The sequence below is a fragment of the Bradyrhizobium ottawaense genome, from assembly GCF_002278135.3.
GTDB classification, from domain to species: domain Bacteria; phylum Pseudomonadota; class Alphaproteobacteria; order Rhizobiales; family Xanthobacteraceae; genus Bradyrhizobium; species Bradyrhizobium ottawaense.
Window position 1 is genome coordinate 3,109,593 of sequence record NZ_CP029425.2, and the last position, 25,371, is coordinate 3,134,963.

Genomic DNA, 25,371 nt, shown 5'->3' on the forward strand with positions numbered 1-25,371 from the left:
CAGGGCTCTGAAACATGTCGATCAGCAGCATCAACTACTCTTCGTCGATTCTCGGCTCGCAGATCCGCAACATCAATCAGCAGCTCACCGACCTGTCGACGCAGCTCTCGACCGGCAAGCTGTCGCAGAACTATTCCGGGATGGGCACCAACGAGGGCTTTGCGATCGCCGGGCGCGCGCAGCTCTCCAACATCGCCGCCTATACCGACACGATCACCAACGTCAATGTCAGCATCAACCTCGCCAACACCGCGCTGCAGTCGCTGACCAAGATCCGCAGCACGGTGCAGACGGGCGCGGCCAACACCGCGCAGGATCTCAACGTCAACGGCCAGACCATCGCGCAGAACACCGCCGCCGCCCAGTTCGGCTCGATGGTCGGCGTGCTCAACACGCAGACGGGCAACCGCTATCTGTTCTCGGGGACCGCCGTCAGCACGCAGTCGGTCGCGGATGCCGGCGACATCATCAACGGCACCACGACGCAGGCGGGGTTCAAGACCGTGATGGCGGAGCGCCAGGCCGCCGACCTCGGCGACGGGATGGGTCGTCTGGTGCAGTCGACGCTGCCGTCGGGCGCGATACAGGTGTCCGAGGACGTTGCCGGTTCGCCGTTCGGTCTGAAGGTCTCGGCGGTCTCCTCGACACTGACGGGCGCCACCATCACCGGTCCGAGCGGCTCGCCGGTGTCGTTCTCGGTCAATCTCAACGGCGTCAATCCGAACAACGGCGACAAGCTCAGCGTTCAGTTCACCTTGCCGGACGGCTCGACCGAGCAGATCGACCTGACCGCCTCGACGGCTACGCCGACCCCGGTGGGCAGCTTCGCGATCGACGCAAGCACCCCCGTCAACCCGGCCAACACCGCGACGAATCTCAACACGGCGCTGAACACCGCGATCAAGAAGCTCGCGGGCACCTCGCTGGTGGCGGCATCCGCGGTCACGGCGGGCGACAATTTCTTCAACACCGCCAGCTCTGCGATCGGCACGCCCAAGACCAGCCAGGCGGGCCCACTCGTACCGATCAGCGGAGCGACAGCGCTGTCCGGTGCGAGCCCCACGGACTCGATCTCGCCGGGTTTCGTCGCCGGCGACACCATCACCGTCAACGGCACCACGCTGACCTTCGTGGCCTCGGGCGCGACCGGCAATCAGCTCAACGTCGGCGACAGCGTCCAGACGCTGATGGGCAAGATCGACGCGATCACGGGGACGTCGAAGCCGTCGACAATCCATGGCGGTTCGATCACGATCAACACGGACGATGCGGCGAGCCTGAACATCACGAGCTCGAATACCGGCGCGCTCGGTTCGCTCGGTTTCAGCGCGACGCCGGTGACCGCGACGCAGCCGCCGCTGCGCGTCGGCTCCTCGCCCGCGAGCTCGGCGACGACGCTGGTCAACGGCTCGGCCAACACCGTGAAGTGGTACACCGGCAATGACGGGCCCGGCCCGGCGCGCTCCACCGCGATGGCGCGGGTCGACGATTCCGTCACGGTGCAGTACGGCGCCCAGGCGAACGAGGACGCGATCCGCCGGCAGCTGCAGGCAATCGCGGTGTTCGGGACCTTCTCGACCTCGCCGACCGGGCAGTATTCGGGCGGGCAGGTCGCCGCGCTGAGCCTGCGCACCACCCAGGCGCTGACCCAGCAGCCCGGCCAGCAGCGCATCGAGGACATCCAGACCGACATCGCGATGGCCCAGAACACGATGAAGGACGCGAGCACGCGCCAGACCCAGGCCAAGGCGCAGCTCCAGACCATCATCGACCAGGCGGAATCGGCCTCGCCGGACGAGGTCGCGAGCCAGCTGCTGGCGCTGCAGAACGCGCTCCAGGCGTCCTACCAGGTGACCTCGAACCTCGCGCAGCTGTCGCTCGTCAAGTTCCTGTAAGGATGCGTTAAGGCGCCGTTAACCATGCCTCTTTACCTCTTGGTGAGGATTGGAGCGGGGCGGAGCTGCCGATGTCGGACAGGATGCAATTGGTAGTGGCAACGCCGTGCTTCGGCGGGCAGGTGTCGAGCATCTATGCGAGCTCGATCTTCGCGCTGCAGCGGGCCGTGCACGGCATGTCCAATCTCGAGCTCAAGGTGCTGCTGCGCGACGGCGATGCGCTGATCACCCGCGCGCGGGCCAATCTGGTCGCGATGTTCCTGGACGATCCCAGGGCGACGCATTTCCTGTTCATCGATGCCGATATCGGCTTCAAGCCGGAGCAGGTGTTCAGGCTGATCGAATGCGGCGCGGACGTCGTCGCCGGCTGCTATCCGATCAAGCGGGTCAATTGGGATAAGGCAAAGCGTGCGATTGACGCCGGCCGCACCGACGTGCCGGCCGCCTCGCTCGATTACGTGCTCGAGATCGAGGACCCCGATCGCATCGTCGTGGTCAACGGCTTCACCCGGGTGCGTTATGCGGGCACCGGCTTCCTGATGATCCGGCGCCAGGCGCTGGAGGCGATGTGCCGCCATCCGGACTATGCGGCCTTGCAGTTCTTCCGCGAGCATTCGCACGATACGCTGGCGGCGAGCCAGAACCGTTTCGCGCTGTTCGAATGCATGATCGATCCGGCGACCGGCACGTATCTTTCCGAGGACTTCGCCTTCTGCAAGCGCTGGACCGATATCGGCGGCGAGATCTGGGCCGATATCCAGAGCTCGCTCGATCACGTCGGGCCGTCGGTATTCCACGGCGACATCGCCTCGCAATTCGCGCCGGCGCCCGCGGCGGCGGCCGATGCGGCGTGAGCCTTCCGGGATGAGCGCCGGCGCATCCCGTCTGTCAGGTCAGGAGCGCGCCCCCGACGGCGGCTCGCGTTATCGCCTGCGCGATCTCTTCACGCCACTGGACACGCTGCTCGTCTCCGGCGGTGATCCGCGGCTGGCGCTCGACGCCAGCGATCGCGTCAACGGCTATGGCTGCGCGGCTTCGCCGGAGCCGGAGATCTGGAATTTCGCCTCCTCGACCGCATCGACGATCTCGCAAATGGCCTACGACCGTGCCGCGCTGGCGCGCGAAGAGCTGATGCACAAGTGCCTGTTCGACGAGGTCGAGGTCGCCTTCGATGCGCGCTGCGAGGACATGCGGGACGAGCTGCGCGGCCATCTCCAGCTCTCGCCGCGCGTCGACGTCGTGTTCTCGCCCTCCGGCACCGACTCCCAGCTCCACGCCCTGTTCCTGGCGCGCGCGGTGCTCGGCGCGCCGCCGGTGACGATCGTGGTCGGCGCCGACCAGACCGGAAGCGGGACGATCCACACCGCCCGCGGGCACCATTTCAGCTCCATGACGGCGAGCGGCCTCGCGGTTCGCAAGGACGGTGCGGTTGCGGGGCTCGCCGGCGCCAGTCTCGCATTGCCGCTGCTCGGGACCGCGCCGGGGATTGCGATGCGCGCGGACGCGGATGCCGCGGTGCTGCATGCGATCGAGGCCACGATCGCGCAAGGCGCGCCCGTGCTGCTCCACATCATGGACGCATCGAAGCTCGGCTGGCGCGCACCGAGCGCGGCCTGTCTCGACGAGATGGCGCGCCGCTGGCCGCGCAAGGTCCAGATCGTCGTTGACGCCTGCCAGGCCCGGCTCGGCCGCCGCCGGCTGCGCTCTTATCTCGACCGCGGCTATATGGTGCTGATGACAGGCTCGAAATTCTTCGGTGGGCCCGCCTTCAGCGGCGCGGTGCTGGTGCCGAAGGGCCTTTCGCGGTCGCTCGACCGGGTCGAGGGGTTTGCGCCTGGTATCTTCGACTATGCCGGCCGTTGCGATTGGCCGGTGGCCTGGACGGCGCTGCGTTCGCGCTTCGAACGCCGTCCGAATTTCGGTCAATGGCTGCGCTGGGAAGCGGCGCTGGCCGAGATCGGCCGCTACTACGCCGTATCAGGGGCTTTCCGCGCCGAGATGCTCGCCGAGCTCGCCGCCGGCATCGACAGCATGATCGCGCTGTCGCCCTCGCTTCGCCCCGTCCCATCCGCGATCGGGACCGCCGGCGTGGATGATGAGGAATTTGCACAAACCACGATCTTTCCGTTCATTCTGCTGCGCGACGGCAAGCCGGTCTCGATCGCCGAGACCGCGGCCGTTCATCGGGCGCTGGCGCGTGACATGAACGAGGCGATCGGCGGCAGTGCGGCGGACCGGCAGGTCGCCGTGCAGCGCTGCCTGATCGGCCAGCCGGTCCGGCTGGAGCGGCAGGACGAGGCACCGCAGGCCGTGCTGCGCCTCTGCGTCGGCGCACGGCTCGTGACCGAGGCCTGGTCGCCGGACATGGCGCAGGCGCAACGCAACGTGCAGCAGATTCTCGATCGCATCGCCCATGTCCTGGTAAAGATCGAGCTGCTGCTCGACCGTGGCGCGGTTGCGGCCGTGCCGGTAAACTCCGCGTTCGAGGTGTGAGATGCAGCATCCGGTTTCCGCGCCGCTTCGCATGACGGCGGCGAACTACGCCGATCGCATCGGCTTTGCGCAGCTGACGCGCCAGGCCTTCGAAGGCGTCGACCTGCATCCGTTGCGCGACCAGCTGCTGGCGCGGATCGCGGCGGGGACCGCACTGGCGGGCGAAGGGCTGGATCTGTCGTTGATCACCCAGCTACTCGGCGACAAGGATCAGGGGCTTGCGATCCAGTCGGAGGTGCTGAGCTTCCACCAATTGTTTCGCACGCCGGGCGCTGCTCCGAAGCCGGGCTTGCGCGTGCTCGCGCTGGCAGCCGACATCGACATGGGCGGCAACACGCCGATCGATTTTCTGCTCGAAGACTCCGACATCGAGCTGTTGACGCTCTACGTGGTCAAGGGCGTCGGTCTGCCGGAGAATTTGCCCGAGCATGACGTCGCCATCGTGGTCGCCTCCGATTCCGAGGAGTGCCGAGATGCGCTCGCCTCGATCGAGAAGGCCGCGCCGCACTGGCCGCGGCCGCTGCTCAATCGTCCCGATCGCATCGGCAATCTCGATCGCGACAAGCTGCATCGGCTGCTGGCCGGCGTGCCGGGTCTCGACATTCCCGCGACCATCCACGCGACGCGCGCGCAATTGTCCGAGCTTTCGCGAGGGCAGATCGCCTGCCGGGACATCGCGGCCGAACTGCGCTTTCCGATGATCGCGCGGCCGCGCGGATCGCATGCCGGCGTCGGACTCGCGAAGCTCCACGATGCGGCCGCGCTCGCAGCCTACCTTGCCGAGCGTGATGAGCAGGATTTCTTCGTCGCGCGCTTCGTCGACTATGTGAATCCCGACGGGCTCTACCGCAAATATCGTCTCGCGATGGTCGACGGCAAACCCTACGCCTGCCACATGGCGATCGCCGACCGCTGGGACATCTGGTATCTCAACGCCTACATGGCGTTCAGCGAGGAGAAGCGGGCAGAAGAAGCGATCTTCATGCGCGACTTCGATCACGCCTTCGCCGCGCGCCACGGACGCGCGCTCGACGAGATGAGCAGGCGTGTCGGCCTCGATTATTTCATCGTCGATTGCGCCGAGAACCAGGACGGCGAGCTCCTGGTGTTCGAGGCCGACAACACCGCCGTCGTGCACAACATGGATTCGCCGGTCGTGTTTCCCTACAAGCCGCCACAGATGCGAAAGATCTTTGCGGCGTTCTCGGCGATGCTGTCGCGGCATGCAGGAGCCGGCGAGGGGAGTGCAGCATGAACGAGATCATCCGCAACGCGCAAAGCTCCGTCGCGCACGCCTCGCTCGACCCGCAGGACTGGAGCGAATTTCGCGCGCTCGCCCATCGCATGCTCGACGATGCGATCGACGGCATCGCCAACGTTCGGGCGCGTCCGGTCTGGCAGCCGATTCCCGATGCGACCCGCGCGGCCTTCAAGGCCGACGTGCCGCGCGAGGCGAGCGACCTCGCCGAGGTCTACCGCGAATTCGCCGATCACGTCGCGCCGTATGCGACCGGCAACGTCCATCCCGGCTTCATGGGCTGGGTGCATGGCGGCGGCACCGCGGTCGGCATGATCGCGGACATGCTCGCAGCCGGCCTCAACGCCAATCTCGGCGGACGCGACCACATGCCGATCGAGGTCGAGCGCCAGATCGTCGACTGGATGCGCCGCCTGTTCGCCTTTCCGGACAGTGCGAGCGGCATCTTCGTCACGGGCACGTCGATGGCCAATCTGATGGCGGTGCTGGTGGCGCGTAACGCTGCGCTCGGCACGCTGGCGCGGCAATACGGCATCGGCAATGACGGCGCGCTGCTGACGGCCTATACGTCGCAGGCCGCGCATGGCTGCGTCTCCAGGGCGATGGACATCGCCGGGCTCGGCACCGACGCGCTGCGCAAGATCGGCGTCGATGCCGATCATCGCATCGACGTAGCCGCGCTGCGCGCGCAGATCACAATCGATCGTGAGGTCGGTTTCAAGCCGTTCCTGGTCGTTGCCTCTGCCGGCACCGTCGACATCGGCGCGATCGACGACCTCGAGGCGATCGCGGAGCTGTGCCGCGAGGAGGGAATCTGGTTTCACGTCGACGGCGCTTTCGGCGCGCTCGCGATCTTCTCGCCCGAGCTCGCGCCGCTGCTCGGCGGCATCGAGCTCGCAGATTCCATTGCACTCGACTTTCACAAATGGGGGCAGGTGCCCTACGACGCTGGCTTCCTCCTGGTGCGCGACGGCGAGCTGCATCGGCAGGCCTTCGCGCAGCCCGCGGCCTATCTGCGCCGCGAGGCGAGGGGGCTTGCGGCGGGCGCGGTCTGGCCCTGCGATCTCGGCCCCGATCTTTCGCGCGGCTTCCGTGCGCTGAAGACGTGGTTCACGCTGAAGACATTCGGCACCGATCGGCTGGGTGCGACGATCACGAGAAGCTGCGCGCTGGCGAAATATCTGGAGGCCCGCGTAATGGCTGAACCGCGGCTGGAATTGCTGGCGCCGGTCAACCTCAACATCGTCTGCTTCCGCTATCGTGCCGATGATGCGGTCAATCGCGAGATTGTCGCCGACATCCAGGAGTCCGGAATAGCAGCTCCCTCGAGCACGACGCTGGGCGGCAGGTTTGCGATCCGCGCCGCGATCGTCAATCACCGCACCGAGGAGGCGGACATCGATGCGCTGGTCGCGGCTGTGCTGGAGTTCGGCGGCCGGCGGTGCGGCGACGGGATGATCGAGGTCGAGGCACCGCCGCTCGCGGCGCAATAGCACTGGTGCATGGCTGAAACGACAACGGCCCCGGAGACGATCCGGGGCCGTTGTCGTTTGCGGACTGGGTCGTTCGCGTGGCGCGGCCGCGCGAACGCGCGCGGTCAGGCGGCGGAGCTCACGTCCTTGGCCGCTTCCGTCTGGGGGTGGGTGGCCTCGAATTGGCTCCGCAGCTTCTCTTCATAGGCGATCAGCTTGCGGGCATCCTTCAGCGCCCGGTAGAGGTCGCCGTTCAGGATGTTATTGTTGATGCCCTCGATGATCGGCCAGGCGCTCGGCACCGCGGTGACGATGTCGCGCACCAGGTTGAAATAGGTGCCGTGCTGGCTCTGCGGATCCGGCGAGATGTACATGAGCTGGACCGCCAGATAGACGAGCTTCGCCGGCGAATCCGCGGTCTCCGGCGTGAGGATGTCGCGCTCGCGCAGGATCGGCACGTTGTCGCCGTCGATCAGGAGGCGCGCGCGCTGGTCCGTGTTGGTAATCACGCAGTTGCCGACGATGATGCGTTCGTGCGGTCTGAGCTCGACCTTGAGGGCCATTGCCTGTTCTCCATCAACGCTTTCGTAACCGAGCGCTCGTTGCGGCCTATTAAGACGTGATTCTCGCTCGGAATTAGTTAACGACCTGTAAATTCCCGCCGTTCACGCGGGAAACCGCAATATTTTCAAGCTCGTACCCTTGCGGCTGCGCGGCGATCTTGCGCGGCGTCCCCGGCCGAATCACGCGAAACCCGGCAAAGGCACGGATTTCATTTCATGTTTCGTTAGAGGTCTCGGCGCCACGGTCCGCCGGTCGCTGGGTCACTCTCGATCCAAGCAGACGAGTAACAGTTGCGTCGTTTACCAGAAAGGTAACAGAGTTATGTCAGGCATCGTCCTCTCCGCGTCGGTTCGCCAGAACCTCCTCTCCCTCCAGTCCACTGCTGATCTTCTCGCCACCACGCAGAACCGTCTGTCGACCGGCAAGAGTGTCAATTCGGCCCTGGACAATCCCACCAACTTCTTCACCGCCCAGTCGCTCGACAACCGCGCCAGCGACATCAACAATCTGCTCGATGGCATCGCCAACGGCGTGCAGGTGCTGCAGGCTGCCAACACCGGCATCACCTCGCTGCAGAAGCTGATCGACTCTGCGAAGTCGATCGCCAACCAGGCGCTGCAGACCACGGTCGGCTACTCCACCAAGTCGAACGTCTCCGCCACCATCGCCGGTGCGACGGCGGCCGACCTGCGCGGCACGACGAGCTTCGCCAGCGCGACCGCTAGCAGCAACGTTGTGTTTAGCGGCGCGGCCGGCGGCACCACGGCGGCGAGCGGCACCACGACCCTCGGCGCCACCATCGGTTCCTTCACGGGCACTGCGGGCACGGCCGGCGACGGCACCACGGCCCTGACCGGCGCCATCACCCTGATCGCGACCAACGGCACCACCGCCACCGGCCTGGCCAGCAACGCCCAGCCCGCCGACGGCGACACGCTGACCGTGAACGGCAAGACCATCACCTTCCGCTCGGGCTCTGCTCCGGCCTCGACTGGCGTTGCGTCCGGCTCGGGCGTCAGCGGCAACCTCGTCACCGACGGCAGCGGCAACACCACTGTCTACCTCGGCACGGCGGGCACGCCGGCTGCGACCGTCAGCGATCTGTTGACCGCGGTCGATCTGGCCAGCGGCGTCAAAACGGCATCCATCACCGCGGGTGCTGCGACGCTCGCCACCAGCTTCAACCAGACCGCTTCGAGCGTTGGTGCGGGCGCCGTCACGCTGAAGAGCTCGACGGGTGCGGATCTGAGCGTCACCGGCAAGGCTGACCTGCTCAAGTCTCTCGGCCTGACCTCGTCTGTGGGCGGCGGCAACGCCACCGTGAGCGTCAACCGGACCACGAGTTCGGGCTCGCTCGGTGCGACGATCACGGACGGCTCGACGCTGAACGTCGACGGTCACGTCATCACCTTCAAGAACGCGCCGATCCCGGGTTCGACCGGTGCTCCGAGCGTTCCGAGCGGGTATGGTGCGAACGGCAACGTTCTCACTGACGGCGCCGGCAACTCGACGGTCTATCTGCAGGGCGGCACGATCAACGACGTCTTGAAGGCGATCGACCTTGCCACCGGCGTGCAGACCGCGACGGTCAATGCCAACGGCACCGCGACGCTTGCGACCGCCACCGGCCAGACCAACTCGTCGATCAACGCCTCCGGCCAGCTCAAGCTCTCCACCGGCGTCAATGCTGACCTGTCCGTCACCGGCACCGGCAACGCGCTGAACGCGCTCGGCCTCGCCGGCAACACCGGGACTGCGACCGCCTTCACCGCGGCCCGCACCTCGGGCGTCGGCGGCATCAGCGGCAAGACCTTGACCTTCTCGTCCTTCAACGGCGGCACGGCGGTCAACGTCACCTTCGGCGACGGCACCAACGGCACGGTCAAGACGCTCGATCAGCTCAACACGAAGCTTCAGGCCAACAACCTGACGGCGACGATCGACGCCAACGGCCTGCTGACGGTCTCGACCACCAACGACTATGCGTCCTCGACCATCGGTTCGAGCGCCGCGGGTGGTGCGATCGGCGGCACGCTGACCTCGTCGCTGACGTTCTCGACGGCTTCCACCCCCGTCCAGGATACGGTTGCGCAGACCTCGCGCGCCAATCTGGTGTCTCAGTACAACAACATCCTGAACCAGATCGACACCACCTCGCAGGACTCCTCGTTCAACGGCGTCAACCTGTTGAACGGCGACCAGCTCAAGCTGGTGTTCGACGAGACCGGCAAGTCGAACCTCAGCATCACCGGCGTGACCTACAACTCCAAGGGTCTGGGTCTTGCCGCGTTGACCAGCGGTGTCGACTTCATCGACAACTCCGCGACCAACAAGGTGCTGTCGAACCTGAACGCCGCGTCGAGCACGCTGCGCTCGGAAGCCTCGAGCCTCGGTTCGAACCTCTCGGTGGTGCAGGTTCGTCAGGACTTCAACAAGAGCCTGATCAACGTGCTGCAGACCGGTTCGTCCAACCTCACGCTGGCCGACACCAACACCGAGGCGGCCAACAGCCAGGCGCTGTCGACCCGCCAGTCGATCGCGGTCTCCGCGCTGTCGCTGGCCAACCAGTCGCAGCAGAGCGTGCTGCAGCTGCTCCGCTAACAAGCGGACGACATCGCAAGCAAGATCCGGCGGCGGGGCTTCGGCCCCGCCGCTTTCTTTTTGGGTCGGCATCAGAACGCCGCTTGGCAAGTCGGGACGATGCGTTCGAGTCCAGCGAATTGCTCACTCTGAGTTATGGTTGACAAGTGGCAAACGCGTCGCCGCTGCACCAAAAAGCATCATGTGATCATGATGATACGACGAAGCGCGGTCCGGCTCCGATCGCGCACATGGTGAATCCGCGGAAGGACTGGAGCGACACGCTTCATGCTTTGTTAGCCGTCTGCGTTCACCGTCCCGGCATCGATTAATCCTAATCGAAGTTTGTTTGTTGCGTTGCGTACCAGAAGGGTAACACTCAATGTCCGGTATCGTCCTCTCTTCGTCGGTTCGTCAGAACCTGCTCTCCCTCCAGTCCACCGCTGATCTTCTCGCCACCACGCAGAGCCGTCTGTCGACCGGCAAGAGCGTCAACTCGGCCCTGGACAATCCCACCAACTTCTTCACCGCACAGTCGCTCGACAACCGCGCCAGCGACATCAACAATCTGCTCGACGGCATCGCCAACGGTGTGCAAGTGCTGCAGGCTGCCAACACCGGCATCACCTCGCTGCAGAAGCTGATCGACAGCGCCAAGTCGATCGCCAATCAGGCGCTGCAGACCACGGTCGGCTACTCCACCAAGTCCAATGTCTCCACCAGCATCTCGGGCGCAACGGCGGCCGACCTGCGTGGCACGACTTCGTTCGCCAGCGCGACGGCGAGCAGCAACGTGGTGTATAACGGCGCGGCGGGCGGCACCACGGCGGCGAGCGGCACCACGACCCTCGGCGCCACCATCGGTTCCTTCACGGGCACTGCGGGCACGGCCGGCGACGGCACCACGGCCCTGACCGGCGCCATCACCCTGATCGCCACCAACGGCACCACCGCCACCGGCCTGGCCAGCAACGCCCAGCCCGCCGACGGCGACACGCTGACCGTGAACGGCAAGACCATCACCTTCCGCTCCGGCTCTGCTCCGGCCTCGACTGGCGTTGCGTCCGGCTCGGGCGTCAGCGGCAACCTCGTCACCGACGGCAGCGGCAACACCACTGTCTATCTCGGCACGGCGGGCACGCCGGCTGCGACCGTCAGCGATCTGTTGACCGCGGTCGATCTGGCCAGCGGCGTCAAGACGGCATCCATCACCGCGGGTGCTGCGACGCTCGCCACCAGCTTCAACCAGACCGCTTCGAGCGTTGGTGCCGGCGCCGTCACGCTGAAGAGCTCGACGGGTGCGGATCTGAGCGTCACCGGCAAGGCCGACCTGCTCAAGTCTCTCGGCCTGACCACGTCTGTGGGCGGCGGCAACGCCACCGTGAGCGTCAACCGGACCACGAGCTCGGGCTCGCTCGGTGCGACGATCGCGGACGGTTCGACGCTGAACGTCGACGGTCACGTCATCACCTTCAAGAACGCGCCGATCCCGGGTTCGACCGGTGCTCCGAGCGTTCCGAGCGGGTATGGTGCGAACGGCAACGTTCTCACTGACGGCGCCGGCAACTCGACGGTCTATCTGCAGGGCGGCACGATCAACGACGTGCTGAAGGCGATCGACCTTGCCACCGGCGTGCAGACCGCGACGGTCAATGCCAACGGCACCGCGACGCTTGCGACCGCCACCGGCCAGTCGAACTCGTTGATCAATGCTTCGGGTCAGCTCAAGATCTCGACCGGTGTCAATGCCGATCTGTCGATCACCGGCACCGGCAACGCGTTAAATGCGCTTGGCTTCGCCGGCAACACCGGGACCTCGACCGCCTTCACCGCGGCGCGCACCTCGGGCGTCGGCGGCATCACCGGCAAGACCTTGACCTTCTCGTCCTTCAACGGCGGCACGGCGGTCAGCGCCACCTTCGGCGACGGCACCAACGGCACGGTCAAGACGCTCGATCAGCTCAACACGAAGCTTCAGGCCAACAACCTGACGGCGACGATCGACGCCAACGGCCTGCTGACGGTCTCGACCACCAACGACTACGCGTCCTCGACCATCGGTTCGAACGCCGCGGGTGGTGCGATCGGCGGCACGCTGACCACGGCGCTGACGTTCTCGACGGCTTCCAGCCCCGTCCAGGATACGGTTGCGCAGACCTCGCGTGCGAATCTCGTCAACCAGTACAACAACATCCTCCAGCAGATCGATTCGACTGCTCAGGACTCCTCGTTCAACGGTGTCAACCTCTTGAACGGCGACCAGCTCAAGCTGGTGTTCGACGAGACCGCCAAGTCGAGCCTGAGCATCACGGGCGTGACCTACAACTCCAAGGGTCTGGGCCTCGCTGCGTTGACCAGCGGTGTCGACTTCATCGACAACGCTGCCACCAACAAGGTGCTCACGAACCTGAACTCCGCCTCGAGCACGCTCCGTTCGGAAGCCTCGGCTCTGGGCTCGAACCTGACCATCGTGCAGGTTCGTCAGGACTTCAACAAGAACCTGATCAACGTGCTGCAGACCGGTTCGTCCAACCTCACGCTGGCCGACACCAACGTCGAGGCGGCCAACAGCCAGGCGCTGTCGACCCGCCAGTCGATCGCGGTCTCCGCGCTGTCGCTGGCCAACCAGTCGCAGCAGAGCGTGCTGCAGCTGCTCCGCTAACAAGCGGACGACATCGCAAGACGTTAGGGCGGCGGGGCCTCGGCCCCGCCGCTTTTTTGTTGATCGCCCGAGGTTTTGAGAGGGCAGATGACGCTCCGAAAAGTAACCAGCGGTTATGGTTAATGGAGCGTAAGCGCAAAGAATTGCCAATGATTTCAGGCTGATTGCCATCTCGCTCCGCGCGTCCCGCCCGCTCATGGTGAACCGGCGCTTACGCAGGCGATGCTCGTTTCACCCTTTGTTAGCCATGTCGCGGCACGCTGGCCCCGTCACTCGATCCGAAGCGATCGAACGAAGACGCGTAAGCCAGAAGGGTAAGAGTCATGTCAGGTATTGTTCTCTCTGCGTCGGTTCGTCAGAACCTCCTCTCTCTCCAGTCCACCGCCGACCTCCTCGCCACCACACAGAACCGTCTGTCGACCGGCAAGAGCGTCAATTCGGCCCTGGACAATCCCACCAACTTCTTCACGGCACAGTCGCTCGACAACCGCGCCAGCGACATCAACAATCTGCTCGACGGCATCGCCAACGGCGTGCAGGTGCTTCAGGCCGCCAACACCGGCCTGACCTCGCTGCAGAAGCTGATCGACAGCGCCAAGTCGATCGCCAATCAGGCGCTGCAGACCACGGTCGGCTACTCCACCAAGTCCAACGTCTCCACCACGATCGCCGGCGCGACGGCGGCCGACCTGCGCGGCACGACGAGCTTCGCCAGCGCGACCGCGAGCAGCAACGTGCTGTATAACGGCACGGCCGGCGGCACCACGGCGGCGAACGGCACCACGACGCTCGGCGCCACCATCGGCACCTTCACGGGCACTGCGGGAACGGCCGGCGACGGCACCACGGCCCTGACCGGCGCCATCACCCTGATCGCCACCAACGGCACGACCGCCACCGGCCTGCTCGGCAACGCCCAGCCCGCCGACGGCGACACGCTGACCGTGAACGGCAAGACCATCACCTTCCGCTCCGGCTCTGCTCCGGCGTCGACTGGCGTTCCGTCCGGCTCGGGCGTCAGCGGCAACCTCGTCACCGACGGCAACGGCAACACCACGGTCTATCTCGGCACGGCGGGCACGCCGGCTGCGACCGTCAGCGATCTGTTGACCGCGGTCGATCTGGCCAGCGGCGTCAAGACGGCATCCATCACCGCGGGTGCTGCGACGCTCGCCACCAGCTTCAACCAGACCGCTTCGAGCGTTGGTGCCGGCGCCGTCACGCTGAAGAGCTCGACGGGCGCGGATCTGAGCGTCACCGGCAAGGCCGACCTGCTCAAGTCTCTCGGCCTGACCACATCTTCGGGTGCAGGCAATGCCAGCTTGAACGTCAACCGGACTACGACCGCGGGCTCGCTGGGTGCGACCATCGCGGATGGTTCGACGCTGAACGTCGACGGCCACGTCATCATCTTCAAGAACGCGCCGACCCCGGGCACGACCGGAGCTCCGAGCGTTCCGAGCGGGTATGGTGCGAACGGCAACGTCGTCACGGACGGCAACGGCAACTCGACGGTCTATCTGCAGGGCGGTACGGTCAATGACGTGCTGAAGGCGATCGACCTTGCCACAGGCGTGCAGACCGCGACGATCAACGCCAGCGGCGTCGCGGCGCTTTCGACCGCCACCGGCCAGTCGAACTCGACGATCAACACGTCCGGCCAGCTCAAGATCTCGACCGGCATCAACGCCGACCTGTCGATCACCGGCACCGGCAACGCGCTGAACGTGTTCGGCCTCGCCGGCAACACCGGAAACGCAACGGCCTTCTCCGCCGCCCGCACCTCCGGTATCGGCGGCCTCAGCGGCAAGACCTTGACCTTCTCCTCCTTCAATGGTGGCACGGCGGTCAACGTCACCTTCGGCGACGGTACCAACGGCACGGTCAAGACGCTCGATCAGCTCAACACGAAGCTTCAGGCCAACAACCTCGCGGCGACGATCGACGCCAACGGCCTGCTGACGATCACGGCGTCCAATGACTACGCCTCATCCACGCTCGGCTCCACGGCCGCCGGCGGTGCGATCGGCGGCACGCTCACTTCAGCGCTGACGTTCTCGACGGCTTCCACCCCCGTGCAGGATGCGGTCGCACAGACGGCGCGTGCCAATCTGGTGTCTCAGTACAACAACATCCTGAACCAGATCGACACGACCTCGCAGGACTCCTCGTTCAACGGCGTCAACCTCCTGAACGGCGACCAGCTCAAGCTGGTGTTCGACGAGACCGGCAAGTCGAGCCTGAACATCACCGGCGTGACCTACAACTCCAAGGGTCTGGGCCTCGCCGCGCTGACCGTCGGTGTCGACTTCATCGACAACGCGGCGTCCAACCGGGTGCTGACCAATCTGAACGCGGCGTCGAGCACGCTGCGCTCGGAAGCCTCGAGCCTCGGTTCGAACCTCTCGGTCGTGCAGATCCGTCAGGACTTCAACAAGAACCTGATCAACGTGCTGCAGACCGGCTCGTCCAACCTGACCCTGGCCGACACCAACGTCGAGGCGGCCAACAGCCAGGCGCTGTCGACCCGCCAGTCCATCGCGGTCTCCGCGCTGTCGCTGGCCAACACCTCGCAGCAGAGCGTGCTCCAGCTGCTTCGCTAATAAGCGACTGAAATCACTAAGTAAATTGGGCGGCGGGGCTATCTGTCCCGCCGCTCTTTTTTGCGTCCGGAGACGGGCAGGGGCGTTCATCGGCCATTAACCCTATCCCTTAAACCGGCGTTAACCATACTTTAAAGGAGACCCCCTAAGACTGGACAAAAGCCCGCTTTGCAGACCGCGCGGCCGATTCGTATCCGGTTCAAGAGGAAGACTCGCCAATGTCCAACATCGTTCTCTCGGCGTCCGTTCGCCAGAACCTGTTGTCGCTGCAGTCGACGGCCGACTTGCTGGCCACGACGCAGGAGCGGCTGTCGACCGGCAAGAAGGTCAACACCGCGCTCGACAATCCCACCAACTTCTTCACGGCGCAGGGGCTCGACAACCGGGCGAGCGACATCAGCAACCTGCTCGATGGCATCAACAACGGTGTCCAGGTGCTGCAGGCCGCCAACACCGGCATCACCTCGCTGCAGAAGCTGATCGACAGCGCGAAATCGATCGCCAACCAGGCGCTGCAGACCACGGTCGGCTATTCCACCAAGTCGAACGTCTCCACCACCATTCCCGGTGCGACGCCGGCCGACCTGCGCGGCACGACCTCCTATGCGAGCGCGACCGCCAAGAGCAACGTGCTTTATACCGGTGCTGCCGGTGGCACGACCCCGGTCACCGGGACTGCGGCGCTCGGCGCGTCGCTGGGTTCAAGCGCGGGTACGGTGGTCGGGTTCGCCGCGACGGCGGCCGACGGCACCACCGCACTCTCCGGCACCGCCACACTGGTCGGCACCACCGCATCCACCACATTCGGGAGTGCGCCTGCGGATGGCGACACCATCACGGTGAACGGCAAGACCATCACCTTCCGCACCGGCATCGCTCCGAGCACGCAACCGACCGGCTGGGGCCTCGACGCCAGCGGGCATATCGCCACCGACGGCAACGGCAATTCGATCGTCTATGAGGGAACGGCGGCTGCGCCCGGTGCGACCATCAACGACGTCCTCAGCGCGATCGACCTCGCCAGCGGCGTCAAGACCGCCACGATCAGCGCGAGCGCGGCGACCATCGCGGTCAGCGGTTCGGCGGGTCCCGTCGGTACGCTTCAGGTGGCATCGTCCATCACGGCGGGCGCTGTTACATTGAAGAGCTCGACCGGCGCCGATCTGAGCGTGACGGGCAAGGCCGACTTCCTCAACAAGCTCGGTCTGACCGCGGCGACCGGCGCAGGCAATGCGAGCGTGACCGCGAACCGGTCGACGACCGCCGGCTCGCTCGGCTCTCTCGTTCAGGACGGCTCGACGCTCAATATCGACGGTCACACCATCACGTTCAAGAACGCGCAGACGCCGCAATCGGCGGCGAGCGTCACGTCGGGTGGCGTCAGCGGCAACATCGTCACCGACGGCAACGGCAACTCGACGGTCTATATCCAGAGCGCGACGCTGACCGACCTGCTCAACGCGGTCGACCTTGCCACTGGCGTCAAGACCGCGAGCATCTTCAACGGCGCGGCGGCGCTGTCGACCACCGCGGGCCAGATCCCGTCGTCGGTCAACAGCAGCGGTCAGCTTGCGCTCTCCACCGGCATCAACGCCGATCTCTCGATCACCGGCACGGGCAACGCGCTCAGCGCGTTCGGTCTCAGCGGCAACACGGGAACGGCGACCGCCTTCACCGCTGCGCGGACCTCCGGTGTTGGCGGTGTCAGCGGCAAGACTCTGACCTTCTCCTCCTTCAACGGCGGTACGCCGGTGAACGTCACCTTCGGCGACGGCACCAACGGTACGGTCAAGACGCTCGACCAGCTCAATGTGCAGCTGCAGGCCAACCACCTGACGGCGACGATCGACGCCAACGGCGTGCTGACGGTCACCACCGTCAACGAATACGCCTCCTCGACCCTTGGCTCGACTGCCGCGGGCGGCGCGGTCGGTGGTACGCTCACCGGCGTGCTCGCCTTTACCACTGCACAGCCGCCGGTTCAGGATCCCGTCGCGCAGACGGCGCGTTCGAGCCTGGTCAGCCAGTTCAACAACATCCTGGCGCAGATCGACACGACGTCGCAGGACTCGTCCTTCAACGGCATCAACCTGCTCAACGGCGACACGCTGAAGCTGGTCTTCAACGAAACCGGCAGCTCCACGCTCGGCATCAACGGCGTCGTGTTCAACGCGGCCGGCCTCGGCCTCAGCAATCTCGTTCCCGGCACGGACTTCATCGACAACGGCGCCACCAACAAGGTGCTGGCCAGCCTGAATGCCGCCTCGAGCAGGCTGCGCTCGGAAGGATCTTCGCTCGGTTCGAACCTCTCGATCGTGCAGGTGCGTCAGGACTTCTCCAAGAACCTGATCAACGTGCTGCAGACCGGCTCGTCGAATCTGACCCTCGCCGACACCAACGAGGAAGCGGCCAACAGCCAGGCGCTGTCGACCCGCCAGTCGATCGCGGTGTCCGCGCTGTCGCTGGCCAACCAGTCGCAACAGAGCGTGCTGCAGCTGCTCCGCTAATCTCGCAGCGCAAGATCGCCACACGATATATCGCGGCGGGGCTAACGCTCCGCCGTTCTTTTGAGGGAGATCGCTAGGACAAGATTAGCTGAGATCGACACGCATCACGCGAGCGAGTTTACATCGTGCGTGCGTGGATCTAGCGTTGCGCTGACGAAGAGCTCCGCGACCCGTAATTATCCGGAGTGCTTCCAAGCACACATGTAAGCAAATCTTAAGCGGTGCTGCCTAGGGTTGGGAAAGAAATCCTTAAGCGCGTCCAACGCGCTAGGTAACCTCCAGGGTGTGATTGATGTCGAATTCCGCTGCCTCGGCTTACGCGCGCGTTGCAACGACCACTGCATCTCCTCGCGACATCGAGGCGCAGACCCTGCTCAAGGCCGCGAACAAGCTCCAGGATGCGGTGAACAACGCCGATCCGCTCAGCGAGCAGACCATGCAGGCGCTGATGTTCAACCGCAAGCTCTGGACCATCTTCCTGAGCGAGGCGATGCGCGACAACAATCCGCAGCCGATCGACGTCCGGCAGAAGATCGCCAACATCAGCGTGTTCGTGCTGAGCCAGACCGCCGCGCTGCAGATGAGCCCGCAGTTCGATCACTTCCGTCCGCTGATCGAGATCAACCGCAATATCGCCGCGGGCCTGTCCGGGCGACCGTGACGGCGACTCGTGATGGCCGCATCACGAGAATCCCAGACTAACTGTCCTTCGGAAACACGAATTTCGCGCTGACCGGTGCCGTCAGACGCAGAGCGTCGTTGCCGATCTCCCGATCGTCAGGCGCTGACGTCCGTGCTGAGCGGACGCGAGGGCTCGGACTTCATATCCAATGCATGGAAATAGGCCCGCCGGCGCAGCATCGCTTCGTCAGGGAACTGGTTGACCACCGCTTCGGTCTTGTCGTTGACGACCTGGAAGACCATGGATGCCGACGCCTGGTCGAATACGACCTGGCGCGAGACGTTCTCGTGGTTCGGCAGATCGTTGCGCACGGGTGCGCTCGTATCCGTCGCGGCGACCGTCTGGTTCACCGGAAGATCGGTTTGCACAGCCTCGTTCGCCGCCGCATTGGACGTCGTTACGATCTGCACGGGTGCCGGGATCCCCACCGGCCTGATGCTGAAATCTGTACTCATGGCAGCCTCCTGGTTGCCTAACGTGAGTCAAATCCCAACCCCTCTAATAACGCAACCATGGAACACCAGGACTGAAGACCCGGTAAGGAAACGTGACTAACCGCGCGACGATTTCGCCGCGCGGTTTTTCGTAAAATTGTCGGTTGTTTTTGTGCGCGCCCAGCTCAGAGCGAGCGGCTGACCGCGAGCGGCGTGATGTGACGCGGACCAGGAGCTGCGCGGCGACCTGCGGCAGTATAGGTGTTCGGCACGTTGCGCTTCTGGATCTCGGCATTGACGCCGCGCACGACGCTTTCGGAGACGGCGTGCGCGGTCGCGAGCACGGTGAGATTGACCTGCAGCATCGCGCGGAACGCATCGTGATGCCGGTGCAGCGTCGAGAGCAGCTCCGGCGCGGATTTCGCGAGCTGTGCCTGGTTCGCCTTCAACTGGCTGACGGCGCCGACATAGTTTCGCGACAGCTCCTGCTTCTTGCTCTCGAGCGTCATCGCCTCGCGGACCTTGCCGGCGCGAACGAGCTCGGTCTCGCGCTCGATCAGTCCGAGCAGGGCGCTCATCGCGTCCATCAGGTCTTCGGCGAGCTTGCGCGCCTCGGCGCTGCCGGGCGCGGTGTTCGGGCGCTGTTGCAGCTGCTGACGTGAGGCGTTGAAATGGTTCATCTCGTTTGACCTTATGCCGTGCGGATCGTTTTCGCCTGCTGCATGATGAGGGTGCGGTAGACTTCGGTGGCGACGCCGACGCCGCCGGCCTTGGCGAAGTTCTTGGAATATTGCTCGGTCAGCATCGAGCGCCACACGCCGGTGCCGGGCGTGTCGCCGAACGGGCCTTCGCCCTTCAGGCCCGAGGTCATCTGCGAGAACATGCTGTTGAGGAACATCGCCTCGAAGTCGGTGGCGGTCTTCTGCGCCCTGGCCTGCTGCTTCGGCGAGACCTTTTGTAGGGCGGCGGCGAGCTCGAAATCGGGCCGGCCGTTGCGGCTCTCGACCGAGAAGGCCGACGAGGTGGCAAGGCGCGGTGTGTTGATCGTGCCGGTCTGCATCACATCACCTCGATGTCGGCTTCGATGGCACCGGCGGCCTTGATCGCCTGGAGGATGCTGATCATGTCGCGCGGACCGATGCCGAGGCCGTTGAGGCCGTCGACGAGCTGCTGGAGCGAGACGCCGTCCTTGACGACGGCCAGCTTCTTGCCGTCCTCGGTGACGGTGACGCTGCTGCGCGGCGCGACCACGGTGCGGCCGCGCGACAGCGGGTTGGGCTGGCTCACCTGCGGGCTCTCGGAGATGGTGACGGTGAGGTTGCCCTGCGCGACCGCGACGGTGGCGACGCGGACGTCGCGCCCCATCACGATGATGCCGCTGCGTTCGTCGATGACGATCTTTGCGGCGAGATCGGGGTCGACCTGGAGCTGCTCGATCTCGGTAAGGAAGGCGACGACGTTGCCCTTGAACTCGGGCGGGACCGAAAGCTGCACCGTGGAGGGATCGATCGGTTCGGCGGTCTTGACGCCGAGATAGTCATTGACCGCGGCCGCGATCCGTTTGGCCGTGGTGAAATCGGCGTTGCGCAGCGCCAGGCGCACGTTCGGCAACCGATTGAGCGCGAACTCGATCTCGCGCTCGATGATGGCGCCGTTGGCGATGCGTCCCACGGTGGGAACGCCGCGCACGATCTTGGCCGCCTCGCCCTCGGCCTGGAATCCGGAGATCGCGAGCGAGCCTTGCGCCACCGCGTAGACATTGCCGTCGGCACCCAACAGGGGGGTGACGAGCAGGGTGCCGCCCTGGAGGTTCTTGGCATCGCCGAGCGCGGAGACGGTGACGTCCATGCGCGTGCCTTGCGTGGCGAAGGCCGGCAGATTGCCGGTCACCATGACGGCTGCGACGTTGCCGGTGCGGATGGTGGCGCCGCGGATGTTGACGCCCATGCGCTCGAGCATCGCCTGCAGCGACTGCTTGGTGAAGGGGATGTTGTTGAGCGTGTCGCCGGTGCCGTTGAGGCCGACGACGAGGCCGTAGCCGATCAGCTGGTTCTGCCGCACGCCTTCGATATTGGCGAGATCCTTGATGCGCGAGGTCGCAGCCGCCGGCGCGAACGACAGCACCAGCGCCGACAGCGCCGCGCAGGCCACCCCAACAATCCTCACCCAACGAACGCTTGGCATCCTCTGCTCCCCAAGGATCCTCAAAAGGCTCCTCAAATCGGAAGGACCTGCACGACACTCCCATGACGAGCTGGTCCGGCGCTGTCCTTGCGAGGGCTGTGCCAACCCGGGGCGGCGGGGATAGGCCGCTGAATAGGTTGAATAAATCTGTTTCGACCGGTGTCAGCCGGCGTTGTCCCTGAGGAGCGAAACTGCCGCCCGTCGGCAGATTTTGCCGGGCCGTTTACGCGCCGTTAACCATAAGACGGCGAAGGTGACCGCATCGATCACCCGGATTCCCTCCGATGCGCATCTACGGACCGAACGGCACGACGCTTGGAACGCCGGCCAACCAGGCCAGGCGGACCGGCTCCGGCACCTTCGTGTTGCCTGACACCTCGTCGGCGCAGGAGACCCGGAGCGCTGCCGCACCGAAGGCCGCCACCAACATCGACGGGTTGCTGGCGCTGCAGGGCGTCGAGGAGGACCCGGTCGAGCGCCGCAAGCGCTCGGTCACCCGCGGCAGGACCGCGCTCGACGTGCTCGACGATCTCAAGATGGGGCTCTTGGCCGGCAATCTCGACGCCTCGACCGTGATGCGCCTGCGCGATGCTGCGGCGAACCTGAAATCATCCTCCGGCGACCCTGGTCTCGATGCGGTGCTCTCCGAGATCGAGCTGCGCGTCGAGGTTGAGCTCGCCAAGGCCGGACGGGCCTAGCAGGCTGTCGTCGCCCTGGCTTGACCGGGCGACAGTCGTTTTCGAATCGAGAAGCCGCAGCGTACTCGATGCCCCGGTCGAGCCGGGGCATGACAGCGGAATTTAGAATGAGCGTGCGGCACTACCAAGAAAGCGCCCCTTACGCCGCTTCCTCCTTCTGCTGCGCGTCGTAGCGGCGCTGGGCGGCGAGAACGTCTTTCAGATTCTGCTCGGCCCAATCGCGCAGCGGATCGACTGCGCCGGCGAGCGTCAGCCCGAGCTGCGTGATCGAATACTCCACCGTGACGGGAACGGTCGCGATCGCATGGCGCCTGATCAGGCCGTCACGTTCGAGCGATTTGAGAACCTGGCTCAGCATCTTCTGCGAAATGCCTTCGATCGTGCGGCGCAACTGATTGAAGCGCATCGGCTCCTCGCGCAGCAGCAGCAGGATCAGCACCGCCCATTTGTCGCCGATGCGATCGAGAATCTGGCGGGTGGGGCAGTTCGCTGCATAGACGTCGGGTTTCATCGTCGGTCCTCGGAATCCGTTTTCGTCGCTCGCGGTGCGTGGCGGTTACCCTTGCGTAATCAGGTAAGCACAAAGTGCTCTCTTAACACCAGCATTCTTTGCGATATCTAGTCACTGTTAGTTACCACAGAAGCAAAGGAGCCTTCCATGAAAATCGCAGTTGCCGGCGCCTCGGGTCGGGCCGGGTCGGAAATCACCAAGGAACTGTCCTGCCGCGGCCATGCGGTCACGGCCATCGCCCGGAACCCCGAGAAGATCGCGGCCCTGCCCAACGTCACGCCGACCAAGGGCGACGTGCTCGACCAGGCGGGGCTTGCCAAGCTGTGGACCGGGCATGACGTCGCCGTGAGTTCCGTGCACTTCCTGGCCAGCGATGCGCGCAAGCTGATCGGCGCGGCGAAGGACGCCAAGGTTGGTCGCTACCTCGTCGTCGGCGGCGCCGGCAGCCTCGAAGTCGCGCCGGGCGTGAAACTGGTCACGACTCCCAATTTTCCGGCCCAATACAAGGCGGAAGCGGAAGCGGGCTCGGTCTTCCTCGACCTGCTGCGGCAGGAAAAGGATCTGAACTGGACCTTCATTTCGCCGTCGGCGCTGTTCATCGAGGGGGAGCGCACGGGGAAGTTCCGGCTTGGCACCGATCAGCTTCTCGCAGATGCGAACGGGAAGAGCTGGATCACCTTCGCCGACTACGCCGTTGCGCTCGCCGATGAGATCGAAAAGCCGGCCTATCTGAGGCAGCGTTTCACGGTCGGCTACTAGGCCTTCGGCCGCCCCCGGGCCCTCCAGGATAAACCTTCCTGTGCAAGGGCTTGGGGGCGCTAACCGGTTGCTCAGGGAAACATTGTCTGTCACAGGTGGCCGCTATATAAGGCCCCGCTCAACGGACCCCGTTCCGTTTGCGAGTCGTTGATTAGACAGATAGGCCGCCCTTGGAAAAGTTGAAAAACTACCGACCGACCGAAAAAGAGCCTTTCATGAACGACCGGCAGAAGGAGTACTTCCGCTTGAAGCTCCTCGCCTGGAAGGATGAGATCCTCAAAGAGTCCAAGCTCACCCTGCAAGCCCTGCAGGAGGAGAACGTCAACCACCCCGATCTCGCCGATCGGGCATCGTCCGAAACCGACCGTGCCATCGAGCTCCGCGCCCGCGACCGCCAGCGCAAGTTGATCGCCAAGATCGACGCCGCGCTCCAGCGTATCGAGGACAACACCTACGGCTATTGCGAGGACACCGGCGAGCCGATCTCGTTGAAGCGGCTCGAGGCCCGGCCCATCGCGACGCTCTCGGTGGAAGCGCAGGAGCGCCACGAGAAGCGCGAGAAGGTCTATCGCGACGAATAGAGCCCGAGCCGCCGCGTGCGGCTCTTTTGTTTTTGGCTCACGGCGTCGCTTGAACGCCGCTGGTCCGGCGCGTAGATTCGCGCCGTCATGATGATTTGCACTCTCAACATCGCATCGGTCTTCTTCCTGGGCTGAGAGCAGGCGCCTCCGTCGCGGAGGCATTGCGTCCCGCAAGTTCGACTTGCGGCCTCCCAACCGATTGAGCCAGCCGGTTCCGCAGCGAGCGGACGATGAGGGCTGGCGAGCCTTCGAGAGATCATCATGACTGCCAATCCGCGCGCGTTCGACGACGCGCAAATAGCTAAATTCATCCGCGACGGCTTTGTCCGGATCGACAATGCTTTCCCCCGTGAGCTCGCCGAGGCGGCCCGCGTCATCATCTGGCGCGATCTGCCATGCAGCGAGCACGATCCCGCGAGCTGGACCCGGCCCGTGGTGCGGCTGCCCTATTATGGCGGCCCGCCGTTCCGGGATGCCATCAACACCGGAGTGCTCCATGCCGCCTTCGACCAGATCGTCGGGCAGGGGCGATGGCGGCCGCGACGCGATATCGGCACCTTTCCGGTGCGGTTTCCGCATCCGGACGATCCGGGCGACGACGGCTGGCATGTCGATCTCAGCTTTCCCGGCGAGGCCAGCAACCCGAACGAGACGCAGGATTTCTCGGCCTGGCGCGTCAACATCACCTCGCGGGGGCGAGCGCTGCTGCTGCTGTTCCTGTTCTCCGATGTCGGTGACGACGATGCGCCGACGCGGATCCGGGTCGGCTCGCATCTGCCGATGGCGCGCTACCTGGCGCCAGCCGGCGATGCGGGCCGGGCGCACATGCTGCTGGAGCAGATGGGGGCCGATTGTCCGGTGGCGCTCGCGACCGGTGCGGCCGGCACTGTCTATCTCTGTCATCCCTTCCTGGTTCATGCCGCGCAGAAGCATCGGGGAACGCGACCGCGCTTCCTGGCGCAACCACCGCTGCATCTCGCCGAGCCGTACCGGCTGGAGCGGAGCGAGGGCGACTACTCGCCGGTCGAGGTCGCCATTCGCCTCGCGCTTGGACGCATTTGACGGAAGCGTTGTCATTGCACGCGGCGTTGTGGCGGGTTCCTCCGCCACAACGCCGCTGTCGTCCGATGCCAATTGCCGCGATCGCGAAAAATGAATCGCGATCAATGGGCTAGAGTCGAATCCTGCATGCTCACGTGAGTTCGCATGAGAAAAAGCCTTCACTTCAGGTGCGGGAAGTTTTGCGAGTCGCATCAAGGAGATCGACCGGCATCTTGAGACGACGGCGCAGCGGCTTCACGCATCGCTGCAATCAGGGTCTCGTTCCGCGCGGGCCGGGTGGGCCTGGCGCGTGGCTCCATAAAGACCGGACCAACTCAATATTTCCTTAAGCGGCGGGAGCCCCCCGGTATTCGGCCCGGCTGAGCGCCGACCAGCGCTTGTCAGGCGCGGACGGGGATGCTGAACTGAGCGGCAATGTTGCGTAGC

20 protein-coding genes are annotated in these 25,371 nt (G+C 65.1%); 14 read left to right on the plus strand and 6 right to left on the minus strand.

Going from position 1 to position 25,371, the window contains the following annotated elements:
- Positions 1-14: 14 nt before the first annotated feature.
- The 5 genes from CIT37_RS14615 (at position 15) to CIT37_RS14635 (ending at position 7,139) form a co-directional block, all read left to right on the plus strand.
- A complete protein-coding gene (locus tag CIT37_RS14615) occupies positions 15-1,895 on the plus strand; it encodes a flagellar protein (RefSeq protein ID WP_038973685.1) in 1,881 nt (626 codons plus the stop codon).
- A gap of 71 nt (positions 1,896-1,966) precedes the next feature.
- Positions 1,967-2,749: a hypothetical protein gene (locus CIT37_RS14620; protein WP_028144334.1), complete on the plus strand. Its 783-nt coding sequence runs from the start codon at positions 1,967-1,969 to the stop codon at positions 2,747-2,749.
- Complete coding sequence (locus tag CIT37_RS14625; protein ID WP_161966409.1) at positions 2,739-4,388, plus strand: hypothetical protein; 1,650 nt, start codon at positions 2,739-2,741, stop codon at positions 4,386-4,388. The genes CIT37_RS14620 and CIT37_RS14625 overlap by 11 nt, the downstream gene beginning before the upstream one ends.
- Before the next feature lies 1 nt (position 4,389).
- Entirely contained in the window at positions 4,390-5,643 is a 1,254-nt protein-coding gene (locus CIT37_RS14630; protein ID WP_038951234.1) for an ATP-grasp domain-containing protein, read from the plus strand.
- Positions 5,640-7,139 (plus strand): pyridoxal phosphate-dependent decarboxylase family protein, encoded by a 1,500-nt coding sequence (locus tag CIT37_RS14635; RefSeq protein ID WP_095425588.1) that lies wholly within the window; start codon positions 5,640-5,642, stop codon positions 7,137-7,139. The genes CIT37_RS14630 and CIT37_RS14635 overlap by 4 nt, the downstream gene beginning before the upstream one ends.
- Positions 7,140-7,243: 104 nt before the next feature.
- On the opposite strand, the gene flbT is transcribed toward CIT37_RS14635, so the two are convergent.
- Complete coding sequence (gene flbT / locus CIT37_RS14640; protein ID WP_028144338.1) at positions 7,244-7,681, minus strand: flagellar biosynthesis repressor FlbT; 438 nt, start codon at positions 7,679-7,681, stop codon at positions 7,244-7,246.
- Between the two features lie 322 nt (positions 7,682-8,003).
- Here flbT and CIT37_RS14645 point away from each other — a divergent pair, with 322 nt between their 5' ends.
- The 5 genes from CIT37_RS14645 (at position 8,004) to flaF (ending at position 18,695) form a co-directional block, all read left to right on the plus strand.
- Positions 8,004-10,283 carry a DUF1522 domain-containing protein gene (locus tag CIT37_RS14645; RefSeq protein ID WP_109866597.1) on the plus strand — a complete coding sequence of 760 codons (2,280 nt, stop codon included), beginning with the start codon at positions 8,004-8,006 and terminating at the stop codon, positions 10,281-10,283.
- Positions 10,284-10,644: 361 nt separating this feature from the next.
- Positions 10,645-12,924, plus strand: coding sequence for a DUF1522 domain-containing protein (locus CIT37_RS14650; protein WP_095425750.1), 2,280 nt, complete (start codon positions 10,645-10,647; stop codon positions 12,922-12,924).
- Positions 12,925-13,247: 323 nt separating this feature from the next.
- Complete coding sequence (locus CIT37_RS14655) at positions 13,248-15,527, plus strand: DUF1522 domain-containing protein (protein ID WP_038974412.1); 2,280 nt, start codon at positions 13,248-13,250, stop codon at positions 15,525-15,527.
- Positions 15,528-15,745: 218 nt separating this feature from the next.
- The gene (locus CIT37_RS14660) at positions 15,746-18,034 is read left to right on the plus strand and encodes a DUF1522 domain-containing protein (RefSeq protein WP_028142743.1); all 2,289 of its coding nucleotides are present in this window, start codon (positions 15,746-15,748) and stop codon (positions 18,032-18,034) included.
- 292 nt (positions 18,035-18,326) lie between these two features.
- Positions 18,327-18,695, plus strand: a complete 369-nt coding sequence (gene flaF, locus CIT37_RS14665) for a flagellar biosynthesis regulator FlaF (RefSeq protein WP_008554779.1) — start codon at positions 18,327-18,329, stop codon at positions 18,693-18,695.
- A 116-nt stretch (positions 18,696-18,811) separates the two neighbouring features.
- Here the strand turns inward: flaF and CIT37_RS14670 are convergent, their stop codons facing one another.
- From CIT37_RS14670 to CIT37_RS14685, 4 genes are all read right to left on the minus strand, one after another.
- Positions 18,812-19,171, minus strand: a complete 360-nt coding sequence (locus CIT37_RS14670; RefSeq protein ID WP_028142744.1) for a hypothetical protein — start codon at positions 19,169-19,171, stop codon at positions 18,812-18,814.
- Positions 19,172-19,335: 164 nt separating this feature from the next.
- Entirely contained in the window at positions 19,336-19,830 is a 495-nt protein-coding gene (locus CIT37_RS14675) for a hypothetical protein (protein WP_028142745.1), read from the minus strand.
- Between the two features lie 11 nt (positions 19,831-19,841).
- Positions 19,842-20,210, minus strand: coding sequence for a flagellar assembly peptidoglycan hydrolase FlgJ (gene flgJ / locus CIT37_RS14680; protein ID WP_028142746.1), 369 nt, complete (start codon positions 20,208-20,210; stop codon positions 19,842-19,844).
- Positions 20,210-21,334 carry a flagellar basal body P-ring protein FlgI gene (locus CIT37_RS14685; RefSeq protein WP_028142747.1) on the minus strand — a complete coding sequence of 375 codons (1,125 nt, stop codon included), beginning with the start codon at positions 21,332-21,334 and terminating at the stop codon, positions 20,210-20,212. Before CIT37_RS14685 ends, flgJ begins: the two co-directional genes overlap by 1 nt.
- A gap of 284 nt (positions 21,335-21,618) precedes the next feature.
- Here CIT37_RS14685 and CIT37_RS14690 point away from each other — a divergent pair, with 284 nt between their 5' ends.
- Positions 21,619-22,032: a flagellar assembly protein FliX gene (locus tag CIT37_RS14690; protein ID WP_018321841.1), complete on the plus strand. Its 414-nt coding sequence runs from the start codon at positions 21,619-21,621 to the stop codon at positions 22,030-22,032.
- A 139-nt stretch (positions 22,033-22,171) separates the two neighbouring features.
- On the opposite strand, the gene CIT37_RS14695 is transcribed toward CIT37_RS14690, so the two are convergent.
- Positions 22,172-22,543, minus strand: a complete 372-nt coding sequence (locus CIT37_RS14695; protein ID WP_028142748.1) for a winged helix-turn-helix transcriptional regulator — start codon at positions 22,541-22,543, stop codon at positions 22,172-22,174.
- A 147-nt stretch (positions 22,544-22,690) separates the two neighbouring features.
- Between CIT37_RS14695 and CIT37_RS14700 the strand changes: the two genes are divergently transcribed.
- The 3 genes from CIT37_RS14700 (at position 22,691) to CIT37_RS14710 (ending at position 24,945) form a co-directional block, all read left to right on the plus strand.
- A complete protein-coding gene (locus tag CIT37_RS14700; RefSeq protein WP_095425279.1) occupies positions 22,691-23,302 on the plus strand; it encodes an NAD(P)-dependent oxidoreductase in 612 nt (203 codons plus the stop codon).
- A gap of 215 nt (positions 23,303-23,517) precedes the next feature.
- Complete coding sequence (gene dksA, locus CIT37_RS14705; RefSeq protein WP_008554760.1) at positions 23,518-23,883, plus strand: RNA polymerase-binding protein DksA; 366 nt, start codon at positions 23,518-23,520, stop codon at positions 23,881-23,883.
- A gap of 261 nt (positions 23,884-24,144) precedes the next feature.
- Positions 24,145-24,945, plus strand: a complete 801-nt coding sequence (locus tag CIT37_RS14710) for a phytanoyl-CoA dioxygenase family protein (RefSeq protein ID WP_028142750.1) — start codon at positions 24,145-24,147, stop codon at positions 24,943-24,945.
- The last annotated feature ends 426 nt before the right edge of the window (positions 24,946-25,371 follow it).

Excerpts from the sequence above, each read along its gene's own strand:
- CIT37_RS14695 (WP_028142748.1), bottom strand. The coding sequence starts at position 22,543 with ATGAAACCCGACGTCTATGCAGCGAACTGCCCCACCCGCCAGATTCTC.
- CIT37_RS14690 (WP_018321841.1), top strand. The coding sequence starts at position 21,619 with ATGCGCATCTACGGACCGAACGGCACGACGCTTGGAACGCCGGCCAAC.
- CIT37_RS14635 (WP_095425588.1), top strand. The coding sequence starts at position 5,640 with ATGAACGAGATCATCCGCAACGCGCAAAGCTCCGTCGCGCACGCCTCG.
- dksA (WP_008554760.1), top strand. The coding sequence starts at position 23,518 with ATGAACGACCGGCAGAAGGAGTACTTCCGCTTGAAGCTCCTCGCCTGG.
- flbT (WP_028144338.1), bottom strand. The coding sequence starts at position 7,681 with ATGGCCCTCAAGGTCGAGCTCAGACCGCACGAACGCATCATCGTCGGC.
- CIT37_RS14675 (WP_028142745.1), bottom strand. The coding sequence starts at position 19,830 with ATGAACCATTTCAACGCCTCACGTCAGCAGCTGCAACAGCGCCCGAAC.
- CIT37_RS14630 (WP_038951234.1), top strand. The coding sequence starts at position 4,390 with ATGCAGCATCCGGTTTCCGCGCCGCTTCGCATGACGGCGGCGAACTAC.
- CIT37_RS14650 (WP_095425750.1), top strand. The coding sequence starts at position 10,645 with ATGTCCGGTATCGTCCTCTCTTCGTCGGTTCGTCAGAACCTGCTCTCC.
- CIT37_RS14645 (WP_109866597.1), top strand. The coding sequence starts at position 8,004 with ATGTCAGGCATCGTCCTCTCCGCGTCGGTTCGCCAGAACCTCCTCTCC.
- CIT37_RS14620 (WP_028144334.1), top strand. The coding sequence starts at position 1,967 with ATGTCGGACAGGATGCAATTGGTAGTGGCAACGCCGTGCTTCGGCGGG.
- CIT37_RS14700 (WP_095425279.1), top strand. The coding sequence starts at position 22,691 with ATGAAAATCGCAGTTGCCGGCGCCTCGGGTCGGGCCGGGTCGGAAATC.
- CIT37_RS14710 (WP_028142750.1), top strand. The coding sequence starts at position 24,145 with ATGACTGCCAATCCGCGCGCGTTCGACGACGCGCAAATAGCTAAATTC.
- CIT37_RS14660 (WP_028142743.1), top strand. The coding sequence starts at position 15,746 with ATGTCCAACATCGTTCTCTCGGCGTCCGTTCGCCAGAACCTGTTGTCG.
- flgJ (WP_028142746.1), bottom strand. The coding sequence starts at position 20,210 with ATGCAGACCGGCACGATCAACACACCGCGCCTTGCCACCTCGTCGGCC.
- CIT37_RS14685 (WP_028142747.1), bottom strand. The coding sequence starts at position 21,334 with ATGCCAAGCGTTCGTTGGGTGAGGATTGTTGGGGTGGCCTGCGCGGCG.
- CIT37_RS14655 (WP_038974412.1), top strand. The coding sequence starts at position 13,248 with ATGTCAGGTATTGTTCTCTCTGCGTCGGTTCGTCAGAACCTCCTCTCT.
- flaF (WP_008554779.1), top strand. The coding sequence starts at position 18,327 with ATGTCGAATTCCGCTGCCTCGGCTTACGCGCGCGTTGCAACGACCACT.
- CIT37_RS14670 (WP_028142744.1), bottom strand. The coding sequence starts at position 19,171 with ATGAGTACAGATTTCAGCATCAGGCCGGTGGGGATCCCGGCACCCGTG.
- CIT37_RS14625 (WP_161966409.1), top strand. The coding sequence starts at position 2,739 with ATGCGGCGTGAGCCTTCCGGGATGAGCGCCGGCGCATCCCGTCTGTCA.
- CIT37_RS14615 (WP_038973685.1), top strand. The coding sequence starts at position 15 with ATGTCGATCAGCAGCATCAACTACTCTTCGTCGATTCTCGGCTCGCAG.